Here is a 13768-nt window from a genome sequence, read left to right as displayed (position 1 = left end):
TTATGAAATTATATCTAATCATATCTTACTTAAAATCTCTATAAAGTTAGATAAAAACCACTAATTATGCGTTTAAAATAAAGGCTTATACAAAAATGACAAATAAAAGTAATAAATTAGTAGTATTAGGTGCAGGTTGGTTAGGGCATGCTTTGTGCGTAATTGCACAAAAAGTGGCTTGGCAAGTACAAGGAACGCATAGAACAGATATACACGAGTTTGATTTTGAGCGTCAGTTTACACTTGAAGATGGGCAATTAAGACATCAAGTTGATTTACTAGATGCTTATTGGGTATGTGCTATTCCACCACGTAGCAGGCACAGTGAAAGTAATTATTCTGAAACACTCACCGCAGCGCTTAAGCTCTCAAAGGAGTTAAACGCAAAGGGCTTTTTATTATGCTCGTCAACCGGGGTATACGATCAAGAGCCTGGTGTATATAGCGAAAGTTGCGATATTTCATGCACAAACGAGCGCCAAATAAAGCTCTATGAGGCAGAAGAGCAAGTACTTGAGCAAGACGGGAAAGTGCTGCGTTTAGCTGGATTACTAGGGCCTAATAGAGAACCGGGTCGTTTTGTGGCAGGCAAAGAGCTCAATACATCAAGTGAGCAAGTAGTAAATATGGTGCATCAACAAGATGTAATTAATGCTATTTTTGCGGTGATAGAGCATTGGCAAGTAGGGCAAAATATTTATAATGTTGTTAATCCTGCGCACCCAACAAAAGCTGAATACTATGCAGTGAAGTGTGCAGAACATGGTGGCGAGTTACCACGCTTTACCAGTGATGATAAAGCTGAGCGCAAAGTTATTGGCTCAGCTATTGAAGCGCTAGGCTTTACTTACCAATATGGTATTTAATATGCTGAAGGCAGGGGACTGCTCTCTATGAAGTCGCATAGCTTACCTTCACTTAGTAATGTATTAGCAGCTTCGATATCGGGAGCAAAGTAGCGGTCTTTATCATAATAACTTACATGCTCGCGTAACAACGCTTTAGCGCTTTGCACTTTATTTGATGGTTCAAGCGGCTTTCTAAATTCTAGCCCTTGAACCGATGCTAACCATTCTATTGCCAAAACACCTTGGGTATTATTGGCCATTTCATCTAAGCGCCTTGCTGCAAAGGTTGCCATAGAGACATGATCTTCTTGATTTGCAGATGTAGGCAAGCTATCGACCGAAGCCGGATGCGCTAATGATTTGTTTTCTGACGCAAGCGCTGCAGCGGTAACTTGAGCAATCATAAATCCTGAATTTACACCGCCGTTTTCAACTAAAAATGGCGGTAATTTGGATAGGTTTGAATCGATAAGTAATGCAATTCGCCTTTCTGCTAATGCACCAATTTCGGCAATTGCGATAGCTAAGTTATCGGCGGCCATTGCAACTGGCTCTGCATGAAAGTTACCTCCCGATATTATGTCGCCTACATCGGCAAAAACTAGCGGATTATCGGTTACACCGTTTGACTCGCATAACAATACTTCTGCGGCTTGGCGTATCTGAGTTAGGCAAGCACCTAGCACTTGAGGTTGGCAGCGAAGGCAGTATGGATCTTGTACTTTTTCACAATTTACGTGGGAATCACTAATTTGAGAGTGCGTATCGAGTAGCTCTCTAAATACTTGAGCGGTGTCTATTTGTCCGCGCTGACCACGAATATCATGAATACGTGCATCAAATGGCGCGCGACTACCCATTGCAGCTTCTATGCTTATCGAGCCGATAACGCAGCTTTGTGCATATAAGTTCTCGCTTCTAAATAGGCCTTGTAGTGCAAACGCAGTCGACGCTTGTGTGCCATTTAATAATGCTAAGCCTTCTTTAGCTGCAAGGGTAAGAGGTTCAAGCCCCGCTATTTTTAACCCTTGTGCTGCACTAATTATTTTTCCTTTATGTCGCATTTGACCTTCAGCTAATAAAGGTAGGCACATATGCGCAAGAGGGGCTAAATCCCCCGATGCCCCCACAGAGCCCTTTTTAGGCACGCACGGATATACTTCGCTACTAAGCAGCTGCATAAAAAATTGGATTACTTGCAGGCGAATACCCGAGTAGCCGCGCGAAAGCGAGTTTACTTTTAAGGTGATCATTAACCTTACTGTGCTGTCATCCATGTATTCGCCAATGCCCGCAGCGTGTGAAAGCACAATGGAGCGCTGTAATAATTCAAGTTCGTCGTCGGCTATTTTGGTATTAGCTAATAACCCAAACCCGGTGTTAATCCCGTATACAGTGCGGTGCTCATTAATAACGTTTTGAACGGTTTGCGCGCTTGCTGCTATTTGCGATTCAGCATGCTTTGCAAGGCTTAACTTTACCGGTGAATTATTAATTTTTCTCAGTGTGTTTAAATTAAGTGAGCCTGGTGTGAGAGTAAGTTCGAACATGATCATTCCTCGTTTAGCATAGGTAGGTCTAAATTTTGTTCTTTGGCGCAGTTCCTTGCTATGTCGTATCCAGCATCAGCATGGCGCATTACACCCGTTGCTGGGTCGTTCCAAAGTACGCGAGCAATACGCTCTTTAGCTTCATTTGTACCATCGGCAACAATAACCACACCAGAGTGCTGACTAAACCCCATACCTACACCGCCACCATGATGAAGAGACACCCAAGTAGCGCCACTTGCCGTATTAAGCAGTGCATTGAGTAATGGCCAGTCCGATACCGCATCTGAGCCATCTTTCATACTTTCTGTTTCGCGGTTAGGGCTGGCAACTGAGCCCGAGTCGAGGTGGTCACGACCAATAACGATAGGGGCTTTAAGTTCGCCATTTTTAACCATTTCGTTAAAGGCCAATGCAAGGCGTGCTCTATCTTTTAAACCTACCCAACAAATACGTGCAGGTAGCCCTTGAAATTGAATGCGTTCACGCGCCATATCAAGCCAATTATGTAAATGTGCATCATCAGGAATAAGCTCTTTTACTTTAGCGTCGGTTTTATAGATATCTTCAGGATCGCCCGATAATGCTACCCATCTAAATGGGCCAATACCTTCACAAAATAAAGGGCGAATATAGGCGGGTACAAACCCAGGAAAATCAAACGCGTTGGTAACACCTTCATCAAACGCCATTTGACGAATATTATTTCCGTAATCAGTAGTGGCGGCACCCGCTTTTTGCAGCGCCAGCATGGCTCTAACTTGGACTGCCATTGATTGTTTAGCCGCTTTTACTACCGCTTTTGGATCTTGCTCACGCATTTTTGCTGCGTGCTCCATTGTCCAGTTTTGTGGTAAGTAACCATTTAATGGATCGTGAGCTGATGTTTGATCTGTGACTACATCAGGTGTAATACCTGTTTTAACCAGTGTACTAAATACATCGGCAGCGTTACCAAGTAAGCCAACTGATAGGGCTTCACCTTTTATGCACGCGTCGGTTATTAATTGCAGTGCGTGTTCAAGGTTCGTTGCTTTTACATCAACGTAGCCTGTTTTTATACGAAAATCGATACGGCTTTCATCACATTCAACAACTAGCGCACTAAACCCTGCCATTGTAGCGGCAAGTGGTTGCGCACCGCCCATACCACCAAGGCCACCCGTTAATACCCACTTACCTTTAGCACTGCCTGAAAAATGTTGCTTTGCCATGGCTATAAAGGTCTCGTAAGTGCCTTGTACAATGCCTTGCGAGCCAATATAAATCCAAGAACCCGCTGTCATTTGTCCGTACATCATCAAGCCTTTTTTATCGAGCTCGTTAAAGTGCTCCCAATTTGCCCAGTGTGGAACAAGGTTTGAGTTGGCAATAAGTACACGAGGTGCATTACTGTGGGTTTTAAATACACCAACGGGTTTTCCTGATTGTACAAGCAGAGTTTCGTCGCTTTCGAGTCTATCGAGGGTTTCTATAATTTTGTCATAACTTGGCCAATCACGAGCTGCTCGGCCAATACCACCATATACAACAAGTGCATGAGGATGTTCTGCAACTTCAGGGTCTAAATTATTCATTAGCATGCGCTTAGCAGCTTCAGTTTGCCAGCTTTTAGCACTTATTTTATCGCCATGAGGTGCACGTATTACGCGACTTGTGTCGAGTCGGTTGTTCATGTTTTGCTCCTGTTGTATATACAAGGTGATTTGTTATAAAAAAAGCGCAGTAAGCGCTATTGTTTGTTATTTTTTAAATGTTAAGTGACCACCTAAGCGATATTTACTGCCTGGTGATACAAGGCGCGCAAAGCTTACAATGCCGTTAATAGACCATGTGCGTCGAATAACTTGTAAGCACGGCTCTTCGTTGTATAAGTTTAACCATTGGCACATTTCGCTGTTTGGCATAATAGCCTCTACGGTATGCCTCGCTTGGGTAAGTGGTGCAACACTAGATAGATATTCATGAGGTGTAAGCGTGCTAAAGTCTTGTTGTAAGTAACCAGCCGCAAGTGCAGGGTTTACAAAACGCTCTTCTAGCTGCAAGGGGCTGTCGTTTTCGTTATGCACGAGTACACTTCGATATACAACACTGTCAATCTCAACACCAAGCGCAATGGCAATAGGTGCGACTGCATTTATTGATTCAAGTATGAGTACACTACAGGTGTAGTTGCCGTTACGCTCTTTTACTTCATCAGCAATGTTTTTTATTTCGAGTAACGATGACTGCGATTTAAATGTGGCTACAAATGTACCAAGCCCTTGGCTGCGGGTTAAAATACCTGCCTCGGTTAATTCGCTTAGTGCTCGGCGGGCTGTCATTCTGCTGACACTAAATTGACTACTTAGTTCGTTTTCAGAGGGAACACGTTGGTTTTCTTGCCACGTACCGCTGCGAATTTTATCAACAATGAATTGTTTTATTTGCGCAAATTTAGGTGTCGTCATTAAATTTATGGTTACATTAAAAATAAACTATATAAATAAGATGACACAATTACCTTGTATATACAAGATGGGTTGTTAGACTATATTTTCATCACTCTGGGCGTAAAAAGGGCTGTAAAATGCAAAGCACAACAAAAAATTATGAGTTAGAAGAAATCGACTTACTTTTAACTGATGCCAATATTGCCACTATGGATAGCAATATAAATGCCCCTTATGGCGCAATCGAAAATGCTGCTATAGCTATTAAAAATGGTGAAATTGCGTGGATTGGAGAGCAATCAACGTTGCCCAGTTTTGATGTGTTTGCAACGCCGACATTGAGTATAAAAGGGCAGTGGTTAACGCCGGGCTTAATAGATTGTCATACACATTTAGTGTTTGCAGGTTCAAGATCGCAAGAGTTTGAGCAGCGCTTGCAGGGTGTAAGTTATGAGCAAATTGCGGCACAAGGCGGTGGCATAGCAAGTACGGTTAAAGCGACAAGAGCAGCCGATCGAGAGCAATTATTTGTTGATGCAAAAGATCGCTTAAATACGTTGTTAAAAGAAGGTGTAACCACCGTTGAAATAAAGTCGGGCTATGGGCTAGATATTGAAAACGAGATAAAAATATTAGAAGTAGCTCGTTTATTAGGTGAGCATCATCCTATTGATATTAAAACTACTTTTTTAGGGGCGCATGCTCTACCGGCTGAATACAAAGGCCGTGCTGATGAATATATTGATTTGGTATGTACTGACATGCTTGATCAGGTAGTGGCTAATAATCTTGCTGATGCAGTCGATGTATTTTGTGAAAATGTAGGCTTTAGTCATTCGCAAACCAAACGTGTTTTCCAGGCGGCTAAAAAGCATAACCTCCCAGTAAAATGCCATGCTGAGCAGTTATCTAATCAACATGGTGCTGAGCTGGTGGCGCAGTTCAATGGCCTTTCGGCAGATCATATTGAGCATCTCGATGAAGAGGGTGTAAAAGCCATGGCAAACGCTGGGACGGTCGCGGTGTTATTGCCCGGTGCATTTTATTTTTTAAGAGAAACTAAATTCCCACCTATTGAGTTACTTAATCAATATAAAGTACCTATAGCTATTGCGAGTGATTTTAATCCTGGCACTTCACCGCTGTGCTCAGTGCACTTGATGATGAACATGGCATGCACATTGTTTAGATTAACACCCGAGCAAGCATTGGCAGGTGTTACTCGCAATGCTGCTAAAGCACTAGGGTTAGACGACCGTGGTATTTTAAAGGTTGGTGCAAGAGCTGATATTGCGCATTGGCAAATAAGTCATCCATCACAATTAAGTTACCAATTTGGCGTAAATAAACTGTTAAATTTATGGATTTTGGGTAGAATTAACTAGTTTGTATTATTTTTGCCCACATATAATCTGGTTTAAACTTTTTTAGCGAATACGGATGCCGTTAATTTGAACATACTAACCGACAGTAACTTCCCAATATTTTTTAGTGGTGCACTATTGATGGCGATGATTGCCACTTTATTTGCCGTTAAAAATGCCAGTATTAAATTTAGCTATTTATGCACAGCAGCTGTTGGTTTGGCTATTTTGAGTACGGGCGCAGCTTGGCTTGCCATTTTACTTGCCTTTGGATTTTGTTTTCATTTATGGCAAGCCTTCGAGCGAAATAATTGGAGCATGATTATTACCAGCTCAATGGCTGGTCTTTTATTTGTTGTTCTATTTTCAGCTCATTTATTATTGGAAGTTCCGTTATTTTGGGTTGTGTTAGCAATATTATTATTAGCTATTGTTGGCTTTTTAAATGACGAAAGCGCTGAAATAGAAGTCGTGATAGAGCCAGAACCTACAGGTGATACATTTATAGAAGAGTCTCCGCTTTCGGTTTTTGCAGATAGAAAACAGTTACGCCAAGGTTACTATGCATGGTGCGACAACAAGCAAGTAAGTGCAGCGTTAATCGTTATTCGTCTTGAAGGATTTGAGCAAGTTAACCAGCATATAGGACGCGACTTTGGCGATATACTGTTAGCGCAATCGGCTAATCGAATAAAAGAGCTACTTTCAAGTGACGAAATAGTGACTTTAACTGGGCAAGAAAAGCTAGCCCACTTAGGGGGCCTTAACTTTGCATTTATTTGTAGTTTCGCGAATCAAAAACATTTACATGAGTTGGTTATTGAACAAATACTGGGTGCAACGCTTAAGCCATTTAATGTTGCTAACTGCACTGTAGAGGTAAAAGCGAGGGCGAGTTATGTTGATTGTAATGAGCAAGACAATAACTTTGATAATTTAATATCGTACGCATACCTAGCACTCGATAGCCACCCAAATCGCAAGGTTGTGCCTTATCATCAACAAATGATGATTGAACTGCGAGAGCAACAAGCGCGACTAAAAGAATTAGCAAATATTGATTTTTCGAGCGAATTAGAACTCTATTTTCAACCTATAATTTGTAACGAAAACGGTCAAATTGAGTTTTTAGAATTACTACTGCGTTGGCAGCACCCTAAGCAAGGAATTTTATCTGCTAATCGTTTTATTGACGACATAAGAATAGCTGGGCTTGGTTATCCGCTTGCTAAATTTGTAATGGAGAGAGCCGCTGAGCTTGCAATGGCGCTTAGAGTAGAAGGTATTTCTATACCGCTTAGCATTAACGTATTTGGCCCTGAAATGCTAAATGAAGAGTTTGTTGAATTTGTTGATGTTGTTATAAATGAACATCACTTAGAGGCGGGAGACTTAATTGTTGAATGCCCTTTACATATTTTTGCTGGTTTAGATGACAAAGGCCGAGGCATGATCGCAAGGCTTAATAACATAGGCTTAAAAGTATGTGTGGATGGACTTGGTGATAACCCGGTACTACTTTCTAAGTTGCCAAGTTTAGCAGTTGAGTATATTAAGGTTTCACCTTCACTTACCGCTGACTTTAGTAATCAAAACAATATACGCAGTTTAGTTGGTGGAATGGTTGATATGCATAGCCAACAAAAAACAAAAGTGATTTTTGAAGGAGTAGAAACACTTGAGCAACTTAAGTTTGTAAAAAGCTTAAAAGGTTATGCTGCCCAAGGTTATTACTTTGGTCACCCGCTAAGTAGTATCGGTTTAATGAGCTGGCTAAAAGAGTGGCGATCGGTTCAACAACGTTAAGTGTTTTCTTTGGCTTGTAGGTAGCTATTTACAAGTGCACTAATCACTTGCCCTACATGGGCAGCACCGGCATCTAACCCGTTAGGATGCTGGTTAGGCGCTGCTTCACATAAGTGTAAGTACTTAGAGTGCCGGTGGCTTGCAGCTAAATGCACAAAGTGCTCAGTGTCACTCACACTAAATCCGCAATATGTATACGCACTAACTGGCATATAAGTAATACTATCTAAATCAACTTCAACACCCAGAGGTAAATCATTAAAATTACTTAGTGCATTTTCAATTGCCTGCGTTAGTGTAATTTTTCGCTTAACTTGTATAGATTGATAGCTATCAAATTTAAAGTTAGCTTCACTCATTGCATCTATAATTGCTTGATTATTTTTTAATTCATGTAAGCCAATAACATGGTAATTACTTAGATGTTGCTCGTTATACGCGTAGCGAAAACCATTACCACTATGGCGACCTTCACATTCTCTAAAATCGGCATGAGGGTCAAAATTGATAGCATTAACAGGCGTGTTTTTTGACTTACTTAGCGCGCGAATAATACCTAAGCAATTATTGTGACCTCCGCCAATGACGATTGGCTCAAGCCCTGCTTTAAAAATAAGGCTTAATACTGACTCTACGCGTTCATCAAGTTGTTGGCATAAATCTCGTAATTGAGTTAACTGCTGGGCTTGCTGATTATTAAGTTGGTTGCTTTGCGCCATTAAATCATCAGTATTTACTTCACCCAATAAAAGTACTTTTTGAGTGGCAATAAATTGATTATGAGGTTGGTTTAAAAAACGTTTTAAAAAAGCAGACCATGCTTCGTTTGCACCGCCATTTCCTAAATTGGCTTTTGGGCCAATATCTTCGCAAATACCAAGAAGTACGTAGCGAATGCCAAATTGAGCTGCGTCAATAAGTGCTTGTTGCAGGTTTACTTGAGTGTCTAGCAAGGCCATTGATTGCCATGCTTTTTTTTCATTTACGCGGCTAGAGCAAAGTGCTCTAACCGCGCTTTCATCATATACTTTTAAATGGGAGGTCACGTTATACTTCTACAACTTCCAATTCTAATTCTTCTGCAGATAAAACAATGCCAGTACTATCAGCATAAATAAAGTCATCATCAAAAAATGATACACCGGCAAAGTTAACGCCTATAGCATCCTCGCCAGCACCTTCACTGTCAGCTGCAACAGGAATGGAAGCAATTGCTTGAATGCCTAAATCAAGTTCTTCAAGCTCATCAACGTGGCGTACTGCGCCGTAAACAACAATACCATTCCAGTTGTTTTCAAGTGCAAGTTCGGCCAATTCAATATCAATAAGTGCACGGCGAGTTGAGCCACCACCGTCAATAAGAAGCACTAAGTCTGTACCGTCTTGAGAAAGTAATTCGCGGATCAGTTCATTATTTTCAAAACATTTAACCGTTTTAATGCGGCCACCAAAGCTGTGTCGACCACCAAAGTTGATGAACATTGGCTCTAGCACGTCAACCACATCAGCAAAGTGGTCACATAAATCAGAAGTGCTGTAATCCATTATTTTATCCTCAAAAGGTACATTAATTTATACCTCAGTATACCCTCCTTATAAGCAATAACAACGACTTAATCGCAGTAAATTTAGACAAAACAAGCGCTAAATCATTAATCGCAATAATAGTGTCTTAAAAGCGTCACTCAATTGTTATTTACAACACATAAGCTAAATCGGTGTTCATATATTATGCAATGAGGGGAAGTGATGTATAACAATAATATGTTTAAAAAGGCAGCTCTGCTAGATGAGCAATTATTTTTAACTCTGTTTAATTGCAACTCACCGAAGTGGTTTAAAACAATGGCGTTTGGATTATCAAAAAGCGGTGATGGTGGACTTTACATACTTGTGTGTTTAGCGGTGTGGTGGCTTAGTAATAATGAGCAGCAACAATTATTACCTGTAACGATATTAGTTGGTTTTGCTTTAGAAAGGCCCATTTACTTACTGGCCAAAAATAGATTTGCCCGCATCCGTCCATGCGACTGCTTAGTAACAAATGCTTACATAGTACCAAGTGATAAATTTAGTTTGCCCTCGGGCCACAGCGCTGCAGCGTTCTTAGTTGCGATTATACTAAGTCACTTTTTCCCTGAATATATATGGCTACTACTTAGTTGGGCTGCTGGTGTGGCTATTTCTCGTGTTGTATTAGGCGTACATTTTCCTGCTGATATTATTATAGGTGCGATTATTGGCAGTGTTTGTGGCTTATTCGCTTTAGCGCTTGTGGTACCTGTATGAAAATATTGTATGGAGTGCAGGGTACCGGTAATGGTCATATAACGCGGGCTAGGGTTATGGCAAGCTGCTTTAATAAACTTGGTATTGATGTTGATTATGTGTTTTCAGGGCGAGCAAATAAAGATTACTTTGATATGCACGAATTCTCAGATTATAAAGCGTATCGGGGCTTATCGTTTGATACTGAAAATGGGCAAGTCAAAAATTTAAAAACACTTAAAAACATGCGAGTTTGTAAGCTGGTGAGTGATATAAAATCGCTTGATATAAAACAGTACGATTTTGTACTTAATGACTTTGAGCCAGTCACAGCATGGGCTGCAAAACGGGCCGATATACCCGTTATCGGTATTAGCCACCAAGCCGCATTTTTGTCAGAAAACGTACCTATATTTGGTCGTGGTGTACTTAGAAAATCGCTCATCAAGCATTATGCACCAGCATCTACCTACTTAGGCGTACACTGGAAGCCATTTGCAAATAATATAATCCCGCCTTTTATTGCTCATCATAATCATGAGAATCCTGTCGCGGTACTAAATAAGGTATTGGTATATTTACCGTTTGAAAACTTAGATAGCATTGTTGATTACTTAAAAGACTTTCCCGAAAAAGAATTTTATTGTTATCACCCAAATGCCTGCAATCAGTCTTTTGGACATATACATTTGCGCCCCCCCTCACGCTCTGGTTTTTTAAATGACTTAGCAAACACGAGTGGCGTTATTGGTAATGCGGGGTTTGAGCTTGCCAGTGAAGCGCTTAAGTTAGGTAAGAAGTTACTATTAAAGCCTTTAGATGGGCAGTTTGAGCAAACCGCAAATGCACAAACTTTGTTTGGCATGGGCATGGCGCATGTTATGAACTATTTAAACCCGCAAGCCCTTGATGACTGGAATAGCGCCCCGCAAAATAAGCAAATAAATTACCCTAGCGATCCCGCGCCTTTAATTGATTGGTTGGTTAAACAACAGTGGAATAACACACAATCGTTACACAAAGGTTTGTGGGATAGTGTCGCTTTATAGCCATCATAATGAAGTAGCTTAGAATAACCAATAATAAAAAGTTAAATTAATGAGTCGCTTCTGAGCTATCAGCTATAATACAAATGCATATTTAAAAAAGGCGTTAGCGATGAATTTTTTACAAAACTTAACAATCAAACGACGTTTACAGTTAAACGCAGTCGTTGTTGGTTTAGCAATGGTGGTCCTTTTATGCGTAATAATTTATGAAGCGAGAACAACGTTAAGCTTAAATAAAACAATTCAGCTTGCTGAAGAGCTTAATATCCATGAATTAGAACTGCGTAAACATGAAAAAAACTTTCTTTTTTATAAACAAGAAGAAGCATTAGACTTATTTGAACAAGATTATAACCAGCTTAAAAGTAAAATTGCTAAGTTGAATGTAATTATGCAAGAGCAGGGTATCGAAACCCAAAAAATAAGTAATCTCGATAATTTGGTAAGTGCTTATAACAATGACTTTATGAGTGTTGTTGTGCTACAAAAACGCATAGGATTACACCCAAAAGATGGGCTGTATGGCGAACTAAGAAGTGCAGTACACGAGGTCGAAAGCTTGCTCAAAGAGCAAGATAATTACAAACTCTTATCTTCTATATTACAATTAAGACGGGCTGAAAAAGATTTTATGCTACGTTTTGATCTTAAGTATTTAACTCGATTTGATGAAGGGGTTGATACTTTAAAGCAGCAAATCGCTCAGGCTCAATTTGATACGGGGTACACAGCTCAATTAAATGGCTTTTTAAACTCCTACCAAACGCAATTTCAAGCATTGGTCCAGGCACAGGTTGAATTGGGCTTAGATTTAAATTCAGGTGCACTTGGAAAAATGCGTAAAAGTGTTGAACAAAGTGATGCAATCGTTGCGCAGATACTATTAAGCACTAAGCAACAGGTAGATAAAAGCGTTGAACAGGCACAATTTTTAGCCATTCTTATTTTTGTGATTGCTGGCATTATTGTTTTGATGTTGGTTTATTTCACGAGCCGCTCGATTATTGTGCCTATAGAGCGGGTTTATCACACCATTAACGATATTCGTCGTAATAATGATTTAAGCGTGATGATAGAGCAAACAGGTAAAGACGAAATTACCACCATGACGGTCGACTTTAATAGTTTAATAGGCGATTTTAAAAACTTAATTAACGAAGTTAATGGTGCTTTAAATACGCTTAACATAGCAACAGAGCATTTATCAGAAAGTACCGCAGCAACAAGCTCCGGTATGCAAGAGCAATTACATGAAGCCGACATGGTTGCAACTGCAGCCACCGAAATGCAGGCGACGATTCAGGATATTTCACATAATACTGAAGCGGCTGCTAAAAAAGCAGAGTCAACAAACTTAAGTGCTCAACAAGGGCGCAGTGAAGTTGACTCTACCGTTAAGCACATTAGAGCTCTATCTGATTCGTTAGGGAATGCATCAAATGTAGTATCGCAACTTGAAAAAGATGGCGAAACAATTGGTTCAGTGCTTGATGTAATTCGGGGGATTGCAGATCAAACAAATTTACTCGCACTTAATGCGGCAATAGAAGCGGCACGTGCTGGTGAGTATGGTCGTGGTTTTGCTGTTGTTGCAGATGAGGTTCGTTCATTAGCGAAGCGTACTCAAGAGTCCACGAGTGAGATTGAAGGTATTATAAGTACCTTACAGCAGCGTACTCAAGAAGTGGTGAGTATTATGCACAAATGTCGTTCTCAAGGCGATGAAAGTGCCTCGCAAGCAATTAAAGCAGGTGAGTTATTAGGCGCAATTACTGAAGATGTACAAACAATAATGGAAATGAGCTCTCAAATAGCGGTTGCTATTGACGAGCAAAGCCAAGTGGCATCAGAGGTTAATAAAAATGTAGTAAGAATTCGCGATATTGCGCAAGATGCAACTGAACATGCTGCTAAAAACGCCCAAACTAGCGAAGAAGTATCTGAGCAAGCTAGAGTGTTATTTAGCGCTATTGATAAGTTTAAAGTGTAACTAATCTGAACTCTGGATAGTAAATATCTTAACCAGGGTTTAGGTTAACTAATCTAAAAATACCCACCTAAAGTTACCAATAAGGTTTAAGGAATAAACTTTATTGGTACACTGTTTTTGTTTTGTTCGTGCTCGGCTACGCGTGCCGAATATTCATCGCTCAACGTTTGTTGCTGCGCTTGTAGTTTTTCAAAGTAACTCCAACTGAACAGTCCACTATTGTGACCATCATCGAAATCTAAACGCAGTGCATAATGCCCGACAGGTACTATGTTTTTTATACCTACAGATTGTTTATTAAGTACTAGCTTCATTGGACCAGAGCCATGGCCTTGCACTTCAGCAGAGGGAGAGTGAACGCGTAAAAATTCACAGCTAAAGACTGCTTGGCTATCGTCGTCAAAATAAACATCTAAATTTTTACTCACGCTGTGGTAATGCACTTTTGTAACGTGTTTCAT

General features: G+C 40.4%; 12 protein-coding genes. 6 read left to right on the top strand and 6 right to left on the bottom strand.

What is annotated here, in order from left to right; genetic code table 11:
- The first annotated feature begins 95 nt into the window (after nt 1–95).
- A complete protein-coding gene (locus tag I6F42_RS10825; protein WP_197152109.1) occupies nt 96–866 on the top strand; it encodes an NADP-binding protein in 771 nt (256 codons plus the stop codon).
- Here the strand turns inward: I6F42_RS10825 and hutH are convergent.
- The 3 genes from hutH to hutC form a co-directional block, all read right to left on the bottom strand.
- The gene (gene hutH, locus I6F42_RS10820; protein ID WP_165735258.1) at nt 863–2398 is read right to left on the bottom strand and encodes a histidine ammonia-lyase; all 1536 of its coding nucleotides are present in this window, start codon (nt 2396–2398) and stop codon (nt 863–865) included. The genes I6F42_RS10825 and hutH overlap by 4 nt on opposite strands.
- Before the next feature lie 2 nt (nt 2399–2400).
- Nucleotides 2401–4074, bottom strand: coding sequence for a urocanate hydratase (hutU, locus tag I6F42_RS10815; RefSeq protein WP_197152107.1), 1674 nt, complete (start codon nt 4072–4074; stop codon nt 2401–2403).
- Nucleotides 4075–4140: 66 nt separating this feature from the next.
- The gene (gene hutC, locus I6F42_RS10810) at nt 4141–4848 is read right to left on the bottom strand and encodes a histidine utilization repressor (RefSeq protein WP_007582045.1); all 708 of its coding nucleotides are present in this window, start codon (nt 4846–4848) and stop codon (nt 4141–4143) included.
- Nucleotides 4849–4967: 119 nt separating this feature from the next.
- On the opposite strand from hutC, the gene hutI reads away from it, so the two are divergent.
- Entirely contained in the window at nt 4968–6215 is a 1248-nt protein-coding gene (gene hutI, locus I6F42_RS10805) for an imidazolonepropionase (RefSeq protein WP_197152105.1), read from the top strand.
- 120 nt (nt 6216–6335) lie between these two features.
- Nucleotides 6336–8000 carry a GGDEF domain-containing phosphodiesterase gene (locus I6F42_RS10800; RefSeq protein WP_010553808.1) on the top strand — a complete coding sequence of 555 codons (1665 nt, stop codon included), beginning with the start codon at nt 6336–6338 and terminating at the stop codon, nt 7998–8000.
- Here I6F42_RS10800 and I6F42_RS10795 read toward each other — a convergent pair.
- Together I6F42_RS10795 and rraA are read right to left on the bottom strand one after the other, a co-directional pair.
- A complete protein-coding gene (locus I6F42_RS10795) occupies nt 7997–9046 on the bottom strand; it encodes a formimidoylglutamase (RefSeq protein WP_024594427.1) in 1050 nt (349 codons plus the stop codon). The two genes, I6F42_RS10800 and I6F42_RS10795, sit on opposite strands and share 4 nt — an antisense overlap.
- A 1-nt stretch (nt 9047) precedes the next feature.
- Nucleotides 9048–9545, bottom strand: coding sequence for a ribonuclease E activity regulator RraA (rraA, locus tag I6F42_RS10790; RefSeq protein ID WP_002959955.1), 498 nt, complete (start codon nt 9543–9545; stop codon nt 9048–9050).
- A 204-nt stretch (nt 9546–9749) separates the two neighbouring features.
- On the opposite strand from rraA, the gene I6F42_RS10785 reads away from it, so the two are divergent.
- The 3 genes from I6F42_RS10785 to I6F42_RS10775 all read left to right on the top strand — a co-directional run bounded on the left by I6F42_RS10785 (nt 9750) and on the right by I6F42_RS10775 (nt 13307).
- Nucleotides 9750–10289: a phosphatase PAP2 family protein gene (locus I6F42_RS10785; protein WP_024594428.1), complete on the top strand. Its 540-nt coding sequence runs from the start codon at nt 9750–9752 to the stop codon at nt 10287–10289.
- On the top strand, nt 10286–11317 hold the full coding sequence (locus I6F42_RS10780) for an MJ1255/VC2487 family glycosyltransferase (RefSeq protein WP_197152103.1): 1032 nt from the start codon (nt 10286–10288) through the stop codon (nt 11315–11317). Before I6F42_RS10785 ends, I6F42_RS10780 begins: the two co-directional genes overlap by 4 nt.
- A gap of 109 nt (nt 11318–11426) precedes the next feature.
- The gene (locus I6F42_RS10775) at nt 11427–13307 is read left to right on the top strand and encodes a methyl-accepting chemotaxis protein (RefSeq protein ID WP_007582034.1); all 1881 of its coding nucleotides are present in this window, start codon (nt 11427–11429) and stop codon (nt 13305–13307) included.
- A gap of 86 nt (nt 13308–13393) precedes the next feature.
- On the opposite strand, the gene I6F42_RS10770 is transcribed toward I6F42_RS10775, so the two are convergent.
- Nucleotides 13394–13768: a gamma-butyrobetaine hydroxylase-like domain-containing protein gene (locus I6F42_RS10770; RefSeq protein WP_010553804.1), complete on the bottom strand. Its 375-nt coding sequence runs from the start codon at nt 13766–13768 to the stop codon at nt 13394–13396.

The organism is Pseudoalteromonas sp. SWYJZ12 (genome assembly GCF_015864395.1).
In the GTDB taxonomy this organism is placed as follows: Bacteria; Pseudomonadota; Gammaproteobacteria; order Enterobacterales; family Alteromonadaceae; genus Pseudoalteromonas; species Pseudoalteromonas arctica.
This window is presented reverse-complemented; position numbering and strand designations above follow the sequence as displayed.